A 14,492-nucleotide genomic window follows, 5' to 3' on the forward strand; every position below is an offset into this window, starting at 1 on the left:
AAAAAATTATTGTCTGAAAATCTTTTTGCCTGAACGGATATAAACACCCTTTGGTTGATTTTCAATTTGATTGATTTTTCTTCCAAACAAATCGAAAAAGACATCGTCTTGAGTTTGATTGATAGAGTAATCTTCTATTGAAGTTGTACTTCTCACATCAAAAACAATGGTTCCTGGTGATACACCACAATCAAATTCAGAAACTAAATTGTTGTCTGCATCATAAATGTGTACTTTTCCATACGTAGAATAGTCCGTTTCGGAAGCGTATAGATAATTATTGACTTCATCGTAAGCTAACTCATAAAAGTTTTGATTGATTCCCAAAGGATTACCCGAAGATAATAGCGTTGCTGGATCCCATTCTAACAAAACAGAATCCATTGATATTTGAAAGTTGATTTTATCCCCTCGTAAACAAGATGTACCACAACCTGTACTCACATCAGAAACATTAATAGTAGTTGAAGAATGTGTACTTAAATCTACTTTTGAAAAGGATGCACCAGACCAGTTTTTATTATTAACAGTATAAATATAGTTGTCTGTAATCATCATATTATCGGTATTAGTAGCATCCGAGCCCAAATCTATTTCCTCCAAATAACTCAAGGTATTTAAATCCAATACGCCAATTAGTGATTTTTCATTGCCCCATTCGAAACCATTATTAATTGCCACATAAAGTTTATTATCGGTATGTACCATATTCTGAGTAGTCCATTTAGGGCCTTCAGTAGTATCTAATTCTGAAATAAAAGTTAAATCAGATTTTGAATAAATTTGAAAGTATGAATCAAAACTTACTCCATACTCTCCTCTTGAAACAAATAAATTGTCATTGACAATTAGTATATTTCTTACTCCAGTAACTGATTGACTAGCTAACAACTCATATGTATTCAAATCATACTTGAGAAGTTGTGTATCAGCAGCTATATAGAAATAATCACCATTAATAATCATATCTGAAGCAAAACGAGCTCCCTCTATTGTGTCTACTATTGAGTAATTGTTAGTGACAGGATCATAGCTTCCAATAGTAACAGGAGTTTCTATTTCTCCAGTTGTGTAATTGTAACGACCTTCATTAAGTATCAATACTTGATTAACTACATTTTGTGCTACAACACCTTGATAAATAAGGTATAACACTAATACTACTTTTTTCATTCTATTTTTTTAAGTTTATAGACAAATACTAAGACCACCTTATCCCGAGGTTTTCCGTTCGTTTGTTATGGCAGGTCTTCTGACTTGCTCTCCTAAGTGGCCTTCCCATTCTTACAGAACAGTGGACTGTGGATCTTAGGTTCTTTATGAGCTTACAGCTGCGGGAACAGTTGAGGACTTACACCTCCTTCCCTATTAATTCTTTTCAGAAACCGTAACGCCACAAAGTTAGCCCTATTTCTTAATAAAAATCAAAAAAATGCCCTATATTTGTTATTTACTTACTTAAAGCCGATAAATTGTGATGAAACGCTTACTTATTTACTCTTTTACTATTCTTTCTTTTTTATCATTTTCACAACAAATTGCTGTATATGACTTTGAAAATTTGTCTGAGGGTGATATTAATGGTCAAGATGGATGGCAATATAGCTCATCGTTGTCATCATTAGATAATGGATACAATTGCCCAGTAATTGGGAATCCGTTAGTCACTGAGGTTAGTGTGCTTGGTAACTCAGGAAACTATCTAGCTGGTAAGGCTATACGTACTGGAAGTGGTTATGATAATCAAATTGTATTAATAAGCAGAAAAAATAACGCTGATTGGTCATTCCCCTCTTTACAAAATAAACAATTTTTGATGTTTGAATTCGTAATGGGTTTGGGCTGTATGAATAGATCTGTAAAATTAGGATTCGATGAAAACATGGATGGAAACTATGGTGAAAATTGTGGATTAGAAGATATAAATGAAGCGAGTTTTGGGTTAAGTTGGTCTGTATGTGATACACCAACTTATTTAAAGCTTTTCGACGCCTCATCAAATGTAATTGCAACAGATAACCAAGTTAACTGGGGGTTTGTTAGGTATTTAATGGTTATAGATTTTTATGCTAATGATTATCAAGGTGAGGTTTGTGTTTTAACTAAACATCTGACCGGACAGACCAACTGGTCTCCAGTAGTATCAATGCAAAATTTAAATATGGGATTTGATTTTTTATCTGCTGAAAAAAATAATCCAATTAACCTTGACGGAATTATTCTTCAAGAAGGAGGTGATGCTGCATATTTTGACGATATAAAGTTTACTGTTTTTGATTTATTTCCTAATGATACCACTATTTGTTTAGGCAAGTCTTTAACTTTAGGAAAACCAATAAATGGAGTTTCGTATGTATGGAGCACAGCAGAAACTACACCAACTATAGAAATAACTTCAGAAGGTAGCTATTCTGTTGATCTTTACATTAATAATAATAAAATTTTGTCCGATAGTACTTATGTCAGATTTAGGGAATTAGATAATGTAATCAATGACACTTCATTTTGTCAGAATGAATCTATAACATTATTTGCAGAACAAAACTTGGACTTTTATTTATGGAACGATAGTAGTACGTATAATCAATTACAAATCGATTCACCTGGAGAATACTCATTATATTTCGAGAAAAATGGTTGCATAGGATTCGATACAATAGAAGTAATCGAAATTTTAGCTCCAAATATAGACTTAGGTCAAGATATTATAGCTTGTCCTGATGAAGAAGTCATTTTGCAAGCCAACACGAATGGTACAGCTTTCAAATGGTCTGATGGTAGTACGCGGCCTACTTTAGAAGTTAAACAATCTGGAGATTATCATTTGACCACCTCTATTGAGCAATGCACAGCTTCAGATACTATTAACGTAACTTTTATACCTTCAATAAATTTAGGAAATGATACCACCATTTGTGAGGGTGATTTCTTTACCATTGATTTAGATAAAGATTATGAAGATTATTCATGGCACGATGGAGATAAAAGCAGTAGTAAAGATATTCATTATGATGGAGAGTATTTTGTAACCGTAAAAAAACTGAATTGTGTTATACAATCAGACACTCTCAAAGTAAATAGAGTATTACTTCCTCGCATTTTAGAAACTACTGACGATACTCTCATGTGTGAAAACTTCCCCTTATTACTTAAAGTAAAAGCTGAATTATACGATAATTTATTATGGTTCGACGGTCATACTGATACTGTAACATTGGTAAGAACTTCAGGAGTGTATTGGGTAAGCACTAGTAATGAATGTGGAGTTATTACGGACAGTATTAAAGTAACAACAGAAAATTGTTTATGTAAAGAGTTTTTGCCTGATGTCTTTACACCAAATGGAGATAGATTAAATGACTTTTTTGGATATGAATCTAATTGTATTCCTTCAAAATATTATAGTCTTCAGATTTTTAATAGATGGGGAGAACAAATATTTGAGAGTAATGATTATAAACAAAAATGGGACGGAACATTCAAAGGCTCAATATGCCCTACTGATATTTATTCGTTTTTGTTAATTGTTCAATACAAAAATGATATGGGGAAAAGAACCATCAAAAGAAAATTTAGTTTAATACAGTAAATTACAGGATATGAAATCATTAATTCTATTTACTCTAGTTATTTTTATAAATATTACTCTTTATGCTCAGTGCGACTGGTCGGTTGTTTTTTATGACGATTTTGAGCACAACAACGTTGATCCTGGCTATGTTCAAGGTACTGCTTAAGTAAGTGGCTTTCCCATTCTTGTAGAATAATGGACTAAATCTTAAGTTGTTTTTGAGCTTACAGCTGCAGGAACATTTGAAGACTTACACCTCCTTCCCTATTAATTCTTATATGAACCCGTAACGATACGAAGTTAGCCCTAATTCTTAAAAAAAATCTCAAAAAATTACCCTATATTTGTTTTCTTACTTAAAGTCAATTAATGTGATGAAATGTTTACTTGTTTACTCCTTCACCTTTCTTACTTTTTTATCATTTTCACAACAAGTTGCTATTTACGACTTTGAAAATTTGTCTAATGGAGATATTACTAATCAAGATGGGTGGCATTACAGTACTTCTATGTCATCTATGAACAATGGATATAATTGTCCAGTTGTTGGAACACCATTGATACCTCAAATTACTGATATGCCGACAGATGGCGATTATATAGCTAGTAAAACTATAATGTCTAATAGTGGCTGGGGCAATCAACATGTTGTGATAAGTAGAGTTAATAATAACGATTGGTCATTTCCATCATTTCAAAACAAACAATTTCTAATTCTTGAATTTGAAATGTCAGGTGGATGTTGGGGTAAGGATTTTAGGTTAGCATTTGATCAAAATAATGACGGTAATTTTGGTCAAAACTGTGGACAATCAGACCCAAATGAAGGAAGTTTTGGCATACAATGGTTTGGCTGTAATCAAAACGCAAATCTTAAACTTTTTGATGCTAATTCAGAAATGGTAGCGGTGGAAATGGTACTTGAACCTAGCTGGGTAAAATATGTTATGGTTATTGATTTTTATGCAAACAACTATCAAGGTAGTGCTAGTGTATTTAGAAAGAATTTAACGAACCAAGCTGATTGGGTTACAATAAACACAATGCAAAATATAAATCTAAATTTTGACACAGCCTCAACCGGTAACAACAACCCATATAACCTAAATGGAATCAAGATAGATCAAGAAGCTGGTGTACAGGCTTATTTTGACAACATCAAATTCACAGTTATGGATTTCAATCATAAAGATACCACAGTATGTGAAGGGGAAACCATAACTATAGGCAATCCCATAAGCGGCAGTCAGTATTTATGGAATACTGGAGATACATCATCTACAATAGATGTGAATACTGAAGGTATATATTTTGTAGACTTATATAAGGATGGTTTAAAAGTACTTAGAGATAGTATAACTGTTAATCTAATAGAATTACCAAGAACTTTTAACGATACTAGCTACTGTGAAGACGAAAATTTTTTACTATTTGCAGGTAGTAATTTGGACTATCATTTTTGGAATGATAGTATATCAGATAATGAAATAAACATTAATAGTGCTGGAGAATATACCATTCATTATTCAAAAGATGGATGTGTACGTACTGACACCTTTCAAGTAGTAGAAATTGTACCTCCATATATGGATTTAGGTCAAGATTTTACAGCTTGCCCTGATGAAGAAGTCATTTTGCAAGCCAACACGAATGGTACAGCTTTCAAATGGTCTGATGGTAGCACACAATCTTCTTTAGAAATAAAACAATCTGGAGAATACCATTTGACTACCTCTATTGAGCAATGCACAGCTTCAGATACTATTAACGTAACTTTTATACCTTCAATAAATTTAGGAAATGATACCACCATTTGTGAGGGTGATTTCTTTACCATTGATTTAGATAAAGATTATGAAGATTATTCTTGGCATGACGGAGATAAGAGCACTTCAAAAGACATTCATTATGATGGAGAATATTTTGTAACCGTAAAAAAACTGAATTGTGTTATACAATCAGACACTCTCAAAGTAAATAGAGTATTACTTCCTCGCATTTTAGAAACTACTGACGATACTCTCATATGTGAAAACTTCCCCTTATTACTTAAAGTAAAAGCTGAATTATACGATAATTTATTATGGTTCGACGGTCATACTGATACAGCGACGATAGTTAGAGAATCAGGCGTTTATTGGGTAAGCGCCTCTAATACATGTGGAGTTGAAACAGATAGCATTAAAGTAAATGCTGAAAATTGTCTATGTGAAGAGTTTTTACCTAATGTATTTACCCCTAATGAAGATAGACTAAACGACTTTTTTGGCTATCAATCGAATTGTATCCCTTCAAAATATTACAGCCTACAAATTTTTAATCGCTGGGGAGAACAGATTTTCGAAAGTCGTGATTATAACGAAAAATGGGATGGCACCTACAGAGGCAAAATTTGTCCTACTGGTGTCTATTCATATTTATTGGTAGTTCAATATAAAAATGATATGGGAAAAAGAACCATCAAAAGAAAATTTAGTTTAAATCAATAAACTTATGATTATGAAAAAACAAAATGTAATACTGACAAGTATAATTTTATTATTCGCCAAGAGTCTATTTTCTCAAATAATATACACAGATATTGAGCCAGATGCAAGTACTACTCTAGACCCAATAATTATGTCAGTCAATGGGGTTGTTGAAATAGATTTTAATAACGATGGGAATGCAGAATTTGATTTTAGATGGGATGATTATTCATTTATTGGATACGGTTATTTTTCTCACATTACCAACCCTAATAATAATAGTCATACAATGTGGTTAAGTGGAAGCAACAACAGTTATAATGCGGGGTATTTGCAAGTCGTTAATGAAAATGAACTTATTGGACCTAATCTTCAAAGTGGTCTGTGGGGAATGACTATACCTGACCCAATAATAGCAGACTCTGAAAACAATACATTTCAAGAACTTGGGGATAAATACATCGGAGTTCAAATCAACTTAAATGGTATTCTTCATTATGGTTGGATAAGAGTATCATTTGATGAGAATAAGACTTTAACTATCAAAGATTATGCCTATCAAAGTTTACCAAATACCGCAATTCTAGCCGGTGCTTCTCAAGATATTTTACCAGAGTCTCTAGAAATTGAAGGAGAAAATGGAGTTACAACTATATTAAATAGTCAAAGTTTACAAATGATTAGCAATGTACTTCCAAGCAATGCTAGTAATCAAAACGTAATTTGGAGTGTAAGTAACGTTAGTGGTTCTGCTACTATAAATAATACTGGATTACTTACGGCCACTTCTTCTGGAACAGTACTTGTTGAAGGAACTATTTTAGGTACTACAATTACTGATACAATCTCAATCATAATTAATCCCAATTTGATAACATCTTTGGTGATTTTTGGAGAAAATAATAACTCTACTGTTTTGATTGGGCAAACACTACAGATGTATTCCACAATTGTACCCGGTAATGCAGATAATACAAATTTGACCTGGACAGTAAGCGATCAGGGAGGTAGTGCTACTATTGCCGACAATGGACTATTAACTGGTGTAACAGAAGGTCAAGTTTTGGTAACAGCCAGCACCAATGATGGTTCAAATTTAAGTGATACAAAATACATTACAGTATTACCTGTCAATTTAGATTCCATTTCAATATATTCAGATGGCTTTGTCACAGAAATTGATTTCAATGAAAGCGTTCAAATGAGTGTCATATTTTATCCAGAAAATGCCACCTACCAAGAAGTAAGTTGGGATATAGTTGAACTAGAAGCTAATGCAAGCATAAATCAAAACGGTATGGTTTATGGACAAAGTGGTTCTCAAGGAATTGTTCAAGTTGTTGCTACTTCTACTATTTCTAATTCAGTATCAGATACGTTTGACTTATTCATTAACTACATACCTATCACTACTATCATTGTTCAGGGAGAAAACGGTTTAATGTCTGTAGATGAAGAAAATGACTTGCAGATGGAGGCTATTGTTAGCCCTTCTAATGCTACATCTTCTAATGTAACATGGAGCGTTGAGAATTTAACTGGAGAAGCTACAATTGCATTCGATACAGGCATATTAACAGGTGTTAGTCAAGGAACAGTTAAAGTTATAGCAAATGCTGCTGATGGCAGTGGTACAATTGGAGATACTATCGTTACTATCAATGAATTGTATCGTTATATAACCTCAATAGAAGTACAAGGAGAAAATGGGGCTACATCAATCAATTTGAATGGTTATTTACAAATGAATGCTACAATTTTACCTCAAAATGCTACTAATCCATTGATTGCTTGGACAGTAGTCAACAATACAGGCTCTGCCTTTATAAATGATGAGGGATTACTTTCACCTACTTCATTAGGTGATGTCATTGTAAAAGCTGTCGCACAAGATGGTTCAAATTTAATCGGACAAGAAACAATAAACATAACTCAAGCAGTTGGGTTAACTTTTGATAATAATGAAATCACAAAAATATTCCCCAACCCTACTAGTTCGAGTATTTATGTACAGTCTTCAAAAGATATAGAACATATCAGTTTGTTTTCAATCGATGGAAAATTGATTATGGAGGAAAAGCAGTCGAATTTATTAAATCTGAATAGACTAAGCAATGGTAGTTATTTAGTAAAAGTAAACTACTTAGACAAAACCTCAGACATTCAACTCATTATGAAACAATAGTGAGCTAAAAAGTATCAATAGCTTTGTTGTAGGCACTTTCAAAAGCTAGTGTATTAATACCTGTTTCTATTTTCTTCTCTTGAGTAAAAGAAAGTAATTTTTCTGTTGGCATATTACCCACTAAATCATCTTTTGCCATAGGGCAACCGCCATACCCTTTGATAGCTCCATCAAAACGTTTACAACCTGAATTGTATGCTGCTTCAACTTTTTCTCGCCAACTTTCCAAGTGAGTATGTAGGTGTGCACCCCACTCTATTTGTGGATATTCTTCGATTAGCAAAGAAAATAAAGGCTTGATATTATCTGGATTAGAAACCCCTATTGTATCAGATAAGGCTAAAGTTTTAACACCCAAATCGGATAGCTTTTCACCCCATTTAGCGACAATATCTTCGTGCCAGTATTCCCCATAAGGATTACCAAATGCCATAGATACATATACTACTAGGGATTTATGATGTTTTATACAAGTATTTTGTAATTGCTCAACTAAAGACAGAGATTGGTCAATACTTTTATTAGTATTACGTTTCTGAAAGTTCTCTGATACTGAAAAAGGATATCCTAAATAATCAATACGGTCAAAAGAACAAGCCTCATCAGCTCCTCTTTGATTGGCAACAATAGCCAAAAGTCGAGTGTTAGAATCGTCCAACTGAGAGAGGACATTTGCTGTATCTCTCATCTGAGGAATAGCCTTAGGAGACACAAAACTACCAAAGTCTAATGTATCAAAACCAACTTTCAATAATGAATTGAGATAAGCCACTTTTTGAGCAGTAGGAATAAAGTCTGTAATCCCCTGCATAGCATCTCTAGGACATTCTATGATTTTCATAAGTGCTTCAGAATTCCTTGGTTAATCTTTTTGACAATACTTGGGCCTTCGTATACAAACCCCGTATATATCTGAACTAAACTCGCTCCTGCCCTTAACTTTTCAATAGCATCTTCTGCACAATGAATTCCTCCTACTCCAATAATTGGAAAGCTTTTATTCGATTTTTCAGAGATGTAACGAATCACCTCTGTCGAACGCTTTTTGACCGCTCGACCACTTAGCCCCCCATTTCCAATAGCTTTAAGCCTCTTTTCAGACGTTTTAAGACCATTTCTATCAATTGTCGTGTTAGTTGCTATCAAGCCGTCTAATTTGGTCTCTACAACTATGCTAACAATATCATCCAATTGTTCGTTGGTTAAATCTGGTGCAATTTTTAATAACAAAGGCTTCCTTTCAGTTTTAGCATTGTTCAATTCTTGCAAACGAAGTAATAGCTTAGTGAGTGGCTCTTTCTCTTGAAGTTCTCTTAAACCAGGGGTATTAGGTGAGCTTACATTGACTACAAAATAATCTACATAATCGAAAAGTGCCTCAAAAGTAATTTCATAATCCTTAACAGCTTCATCATTAGGAGTTACTTTATTTTTACCAATATTACCTCCGATAATAATTTTTGTTTTACGCTTTTTAAGACGTTTTACAGCATCTTCTACACCATCATTATTAAAGCCCATTCTATTGACAAGTGAATGATCCTCAGGCAACCTAAACAATCGTGGCTTAGGGTTACCAGCTTGAGCTAAAGGTGTTAGTGTTCCTATCTCTATAAAGCCAAAGCCAAAAGCAGCTAATTCATCAAATAGCTTAGCATCCTTATCAAAACCAGCGGCTAAACCCACTGGATTATCAAATGTCAAGCCAAATAACTCTCTTTTAAGTTTTTCATCATTTACTCTGTAAATCTTATTCCAGACAGTTAATTTAAATGGAATATAGGAAGCTAATTTTATAATTCTGAAAATGAGATGATGTATAAATTCAGGATTGAATAAGAATAAGATTGGTTTAACAAGAATTTTATACATCATAAGTGGCAATTATGAAGCAAAAATAAAAAGTTTATTTGTTCGGCTTGTATTCTTCAAAACTATTATCAGAATAAAATACGACTATCTTATCGATTGACTTGACTGTTTCAATAGTATTTTCTTTTGGCACTTGAGAGGAAGAAGGAGCTAAGTTAGTATCATCTATAGCTCCTTGACCCAACAACAACCAATTAGCTGAAACGTCAGGAAAACGTCTAAGTATCTTTTGCAGAACCTCAATACTAGGCTTATTTCGACCAGACAAAATATGTGATATAGTAGACCTATTTACATCTATTTCTTGTGCAAAAGTATTAGAACTTAATCCATACTTTTCTATGATATTTTGAATACGATTTTCCATTTTTTTCACCTGTTACAAATGTAAACATTATTTATGTAGTATTATACTTTAAATGGTATAAAATTCATCTAAAAAAAGCTTAAATACACCTATTTACATTACTTTATTTATTCATATAAAACTTATAACTTGCTGAAAATATGTGTTTTATAAAAATTATATATAAAATGTTTACTTTTGTAGTAAAATTGCACTTAAAAGTCGCATTAAAACGTTTACATCGGTATAAATCAAATGATTTTACACAAGTGTTAGTAAACATTATGTAAGGTAAAAAAGACATCAAAAAACCTCCATTCTACCACCCTACTCTATTGCATAAGAATTATGTATTTTTGTAATATGCAAGCACCCAAACTACCAAGCTTTTTTAAAACATCAAGGCATCGTCAATTTGATTTCAAGACGAGGTACTACGATGCTCAAAAGGAAGATTTAGACAACAGGGTGAAATCTGCTGAAAGCGGAAAAACAACTTTGAGATTTAGTAAAGATTGGCAACATTCTAAACGCTCTAAAGAAAATAGCACCTCAAATAAACGCATAATTCTTATCGTTATAATTTTAGTATTACTTAGCTTTGCCCTATTGAAAATCTAATATGTCAGACCTAATTCAACTTTTACCAGACCATGTAGCTAATCAGATAGCCGCAGGTGAAGTCATACAAAGACCGTCCTCTGCAGTTAAAGAATTGATTGAAAATGCTATTGATGCAGGAGCTACTGATATCAAGCTTATAGTAAAAGATGCTGGTAGAACACTTATCCAAGTAGTAGATAACGGCTCAGGAATGAGTGATACAGATGCAAGAATGTCACTAGAAAGACACGCTACTTCTAAAATCAAAAAAGCTGACGATTTATTTTCCATTCGTACTATGGGATTTAGAGGGGAAGCTATGGCATCTATGGCAGCAATTTCTCACTTAGAATTAAAAACCAAACTTCACGACAAGGAACTTGGCACAAAACTTATCGTTGAAGGTAGTGAATTGAAATCACAAGAAAATTGTGCTACTAACAATGGCACATCTATATCCATTAAGAATTTATTTTTCAATGTTCCAGCTAGAAGGAATTTCTTAAAATCAGATCACATTGAACTCAAACATATCATCGATGAATTTCAACGCATGGCCCTAGCACACCCCCAATGTGCTATGAGTTTTTTTCACAATGATAAAGAAATATTTATGCTATCATCTTCGACACTCAAACAACGAATTGTTGGCATATTTGGAAATAGATACAACGAAAAATTAGTCCCTGTAAAAGAAGAAACATCTCTAGTTGTAGTCAATGGTTTTGTAGGAAAACCAGAATTTTCAAAAAAAACACGAGGTGAACAGTTTTTCTTTGTCAATCAACGATTTATCAAAAGCGGTTATTTACACCATGCTATAAGCAACGCCTTTCAAGACCTTATCCCAGAAAAGAACCACCCCTCTTATTTTTTATTTTTTGAGATAGACCCAAAGTTTATTGATGTCAATATTCATCCCACTAAAACAGAGATTAAATTTGAGGATGAAAAATCCATTTACGCTATCGTTCGCTCCTGTGTAAAAAGAGCCTTAGGAGTACATAACATTGTGCCTTCGTTAGATTTTGAAAAAGACCCCGCTTTTGAGAATATTCCGACTTCTAATAAGTCAGAACTCAAACAACCCAGCATAAAAGTGGATTCTAGCTATAATCCATTTGAAGAAAAGAAAAAACCTGATAATAATTATAATCCACCTCCTAAAGTAAAAACAGAAAATTGGGAGCATTTATTTGAGAATATTCCTGCCCCACAATCCAACACTACAACTGAGGTATTAGAAAAAAGATGGAATGAAGACTCAGAAGAAACCGATAAAACTATTTTTCAATTAAATAATCAATATATCGTTTCTAGTATAAAATCGGGATTAATGGTTATACACCAACAAAGAGCCCACGAAAGAATATTGTACGAGTACTACCTTAAAATGCAAAACAAAGAAGGTCCGTCACAACAATTGCTTTTTCCTAAAACTGTTGAGCTGACTCCTTCTGATATGGCAATAGTAAAAACCATAAGTAATGAGCTTTTGAATATGGGCTTTAGATTTGACTATCTAAACAAAAACAGTATTGTCGTATTGGGAACTCCTACAGATGTAGAAATGGAAAAGCTAGAGAGTGTTATGGAAGAATTGGTAGAGCAATTTAAGAATGAATCTTCTGTAGAAAAGCACGACAATTTATCCCGTTCATTAGCAAAAACTATGTCAATCAAATCTGGACGTAAACTAAACCCAGAGGAAATGCGTTCTATCATAGATAATTTATTTGCTTGTCAAATACCCAATACCACAGCTCAAGGAAAACCAACACTTATTACCTTAACTTTAGAAGAATTAGCTAAAAAGTTTTAATTATGAACATTGGTCCTGCTAGATTTAGTTATTTACCTGAGGTCGTTAAAAACCTACTCATTATCAACGCCTTGTTTTTTCTTGGAAAAATTGTTCTTGGAAGTAGCTTTGGTATAGACCTAGATAAATTATTTGGTTTACATAATTGGCAATCACCTGATTTTAGACCACATCAGTTGGTGACACACCTCTTTATGCACGGTAATTTTTCTCATATTCTCTTTAATATGTTTGCCTTATGGATGTTTGGTAATCAACTAGAGAATATTTGGGGTGGAAAGCGTTTTTTAATTTACTATATGCTAACTGGATTTGGAGCAGCACTTTTACATTTAGGAGTCAATCAATTTCAGATTTCAATGGTAGAAGCTCAAATGTCAGTAGAGCAAATAAATATGGTATTGGCAGACGGTTATAATGCAATACAGAATGGACAAAACTTTGTAAATCCTCTTATGGGTAAATTGAATGTATTATATCACACACCTACTGTTGGAGCATCTGGTGCTGTATTTGGTTTACTATTAGCATTTGGAATGCTTTTCCCAAATACCCTTATCTACCTTTACTTTGCAATCCCTATCAAAGCTAAGTACTTTGTTGCCGCTTATGGCGCATTAGAACTTTATTTAGGTTTACAAAATAATCCAGGAGATAACGTAGCTCACTTTGCACATCTTGGAGGTATGTTATTTGGATACTTGCTTATCAAATATTGGAGAAAGAATAGTCAACATTTTTATTAAACATGATAATAAACGACTTAAAAAACAGCTTCAAACAAGGCAACCTACTTAGTCGCCTCATTTACATCAACCTCGGTGTTTTTGTACTTATTAAAATTCTCGGTGTTTTCTTCTTCCTATTCAATTTAACTAGCTATGAAATAATTGAAATATTAGCACTTCCTGCTGAAAGCAAAAAATTACTTTCTAAGCCTTGGACAATTATTACCTACATGTTTGTTCACAACGGCTTTATTCATCTGATTTTCAATCTCTTATGGCTATATTTCGGAGGTGCTATTTTCTTAAAATACTTGAGTAACAAACAAATAGTTAGCACCTACATTTTAGGAGGTCTAACGGGGGGGGTATTTTATATTCTTGCTTTTAATTATTTTCCTGTTTTTGAGTCAGTACTTGAGCAATCTATAGCCGTAGGTTCATCGGCATCTGTCTTAGCTATACTTATTGCTATCGCTACTTATGTACCCAATTATATTGTAAATCTCACTTTTATCGGTAGAGTAAAATTAAAACACATAGCTATCGTTTCAATTGTATTGGATTTAATTTTAATACCTCAAGGAAATGCAGGAGGTCATATTGCTCATTTGGGTGGTGCTTTTTATGGATTCTACTTCAGTCGCCAATTGTTAAAAGGAAAAGATACTAGCCGATGGTTTAATCATCTAATGGATTATTTGGTTAATCTATTCAAGCCAACAAAGCCATTAAAAACAGCTTATAAAAGACCCATGACTGATGACCAGTGGAGAGAGAATAAAGTCAATGACCAAGATAAAATCAATAAAATACTAGATAAAATTGCAAAATCTGGATACGAGAGCTTAAACAAAGAAGAAAAAGAAACCCTATTTAAAGCCAGTAAAAAATAAAGAT

At 33.2% G+C, this 14,492-nt stretch carries 11 protein-coding genes and 2 riboswitches; of the genes, 7 read left to right on the forward strand and 4 right to left on the reverse strand.

Features of this window, described 5'->3' with window-relative positions; translation table 11 throughout:
* Nucleotides 1–6: 6 nt before the first annotated feature.
* Nucleotides 7–1,173: a hypothetical protein gene (locus tag ISP71_00440; GenBank protein MBL6662547.1), complete on the reverse strand. Its 1,167-nt coding sequence runs from the start codon at nt 1,171–1,173 to the stop codon at nt 7–9.
* A gap of 51 nt (nt 1,174–1,224) precedes the next feature.
* A riboswitch (cobalamin riboswitch) is annotated at nt 1,225–1,405 on the reverse strand.
* 72 nt (nt 1,406–1,477) lie between these two features.
* Here ISP71_00440 and ISP71_00445 point away from each other — a divergent pair.
* From ISP71_00445 to ISP71_00455, 3 genes are all read left to right on the forward strand, one after another.
* Nucleotides 1,478–3,589 (forward strand): gliding motility-associated C-terminal domain-containing protein, encoded by a 2,112-nt coding sequence (locus tag ISP71_00445; protein MBL6662548.1) that lies wholly within the window; start codon nt 1,478–1,480, stop codon nt 3,587–3,589.
* A gap of 96 nt (nt 3,590–3,685) precedes the next feature.
* A riboswitch (cobalamin riboswitch) is annotated at nt 3,686–3,881 on the reverse strand.
* Between the two features lie 64 nt (nt 3,882–3,945).
* Nucleotides 3,946–6,060 carry a gliding motility-associated C-terminal domain-containing protein gene (locus ISP71_00450; GenBank protein MBL6662549.1) on the forward strand — a complete coding sequence of 705 codons (2,115 nt, stop codon included), beginning with the start codon at nt 3,946–3,948 and terminating at the stop codon, nt 6,058–6,060.
* Between the two features lie 10 nt (nt 6,061–6,070).
* Complete coding sequence (locus ISP71_00455) at nt 6,071–8,224, forward strand: Ig-like domain-containing protein (GenBank protein MBL6662550.1); 2,154 nt, start codon at nt 6,071–6,073, stop codon at nt 8,222–8,224.
* 4 nt (nt 8,225–8,228) lie between these two features.
* On the opposite strand, the gene ISP71_00460 is transcribed toward ISP71_00455, so the two are convergent.
* From ISP71_00460 to ISP71_00470, 3 genes are read right to left on the reverse strand one after another with little or no spacing between them, the layout of a single operon-like run.
* Nucleotides 8,229–9,065: a hydroxymethylglutaryl-CoA lyase gene (locus ISP71_00460; protein MBL6662551.1), complete on the reverse strand. Its 837-nt coding sequence runs from the start codon at nt 9,063–9,065 to the stop codon at nt 8,229–8,231.
* Complete coding sequence (locus ISP71_00465; GenBank protein ID MBL6662552.1) at nt 9,062–10,096, reverse strand: quinone-dependent dihydroorotate dehydrogenase; 1,035 nt, start codon at nt 10,094–10,096, stop codon at nt 9,062–9,064. The genes ISP71_00460 and ISP71_00465 overlap by 4 nt, the downstream gene beginning before the upstream one ends.
* Before the next feature lie 34 nt (nt 10,097–10,130).
* Nucleotides 10,131–10,463 carry a helix-turn-helix transcriptional regulator gene (locus ISP71_00470; protein ID MBL6662553.1) on the reverse strand — a complete coding sequence of 111 codons (333 nt, stop codon included), beginning with the start codon at nt 10,461–10,463 and terminating at the stop codon, nt 10,131–10,133.
* Nucleotides 10,464–10,805: 342 nt separating this feature from the next.
* Here ISP71_00470 and ISP71_00475 point away from each other — a divergent pair, with 342 nt between their 5' ends.
* Genes ISP71_00475 through ISP71_00490 form a run of 4 tightly spaced genes read left to right on the forward strand, consistent with a single transcriptional unit; the run spans nt 10,806 to nt 14,488 of the window.
* The gene (locus ISP71_00475; GenBank protein ID MBL6662554.1) at nt 10,806–11,063 is read left to right on the forward strand and encodes a hypothetical protein; all 258 of its coding nucleotides are present in this window, start codon (nt 10,806–10,808) and stop codon (nt 11,061–11,063) included.
* Between the two features lies 1 nt (nt 11,064).
* Nucleotides 11,065–12,867: a DNA mismatch repair endonuclease MutL gene (gene mutL, locus ISP71_00480; protein ID MBL6662555.1), complete on the forward strand. Its 1,803-nt coding sequence runs from the start codon at nt 11,065–11,067 to the stop codon at nt 12,865–12,867.
* Nucleotides 12,868–12,869: 2 nt separating this feature from the next.
* The gene (locus ISP71_00485) at nt 12,870–13,613 is read left to right on the forward strand and encodes a rhomboid family intramembrane serine protease (GenBank protein ID MBL6662556.1); all 744 of its coding nucleotides are present in this window, start codon (nt 12,870–12,872) and stop codon (nt 13,611–13,613) included.
* A 2-nt stretch (nt 13,614–13,615) separates the two neighbouring features.
* Entirely contained in the window at nt 13,616–14,488 is an 873-nt protein-coding gene (locus ISP71_00490) for a rhomboid family intramembrane serine protease (protein ID MBL6662557.1), read from the forward strand.
* Nucleotides 14,489–14,492 lie beyond the last annotated feature (4 nt).

The sequence above is a fragment of the Flavobacteriales bacterium genome (genome assembly GCA_016779995.1).
In the GTDB taxonomy this organism is placed as follows: domain Bacteria; phylum Bacteroidota; class Bacteroidia; order Flavobacteriales; family UBA7312; genus UBA8444.

Bases quoted from the DNA above. Each gene is read 5' to 3' on its own strand.
- ISP71_00450 (MBL6662549.1), top strand. From the start codon at position 3,946: ATGAAATGTTTACTTGTTTACTCCTTCACCTTTCTTACTTTTTTATCA.
- ISP71_00475 (MBL6662554.1), top strand. From the start codon at position 10,806: ATGCAAGCACCCAAACTACCAAGCTTTTTTAAAACATCAAGGCATCGT.
- ISP71_00440 (MBL6662547.1), bottom strand. From the start codon at position 1,173: ATGAAAAAAGTAGTATTAGTGTTATACCTTATTTATCAAGGTGTTGTA.
- ISP71_00490 (MBL6662557.1), top strand. From the start codon at position 13,616: ATGATAATAAACGACTTAAAAAACAGCTTCAAACAAGGCAACCTACTT.
- ISP71_00445 (MBL6662548.1), top strand. From the start codon at position 1,478: ATGAAACGCTTACTTATTTACTCTTTTACTATTCTTTCTTTTTTATCA.
- mutL (MBL6662555.1), top strand. From the start codon at position 11,065: ATGTCAGACCTAATTCAACTTTTACCAGACCATGTAGCTAATCAGATA.
- ISP71_00485 (MBL6662556.1), top strand. From the start codon at position 12,870: ATGAACATTGGTCCTGCTAGATTTAGTTATTTACCTGAGGTCGTTAAA.
- ISP71_00455 (MBL6662550.1), top strand. From the start codon at position 6,071: ATGAAAAAACAAAATGTAATACTGACAAGTATAATTTTATTATTCGCC.
- ISP71_00470 (MBL6662553.1), bottom strand. From the start codon at position 10,463: ATGGAAAATCGTATTCAAAATATCATAGAAAAGTATGGATTAAGTTCT.
- ISP71_00465 (MBL6662552.1), bottom strand. From the start codon at position 10,096: ATGTATAAAATTCTTGTTAAACCAATCTTATTCTTATTCAATCCTGAA.
- ISP71_00460 (MBL6662551.1), bottom strand. From the start codon at position 9,065: ATGAAAATCATAGAATGTCCTAGAGATGCTATGCAGGGGATTACAGAC.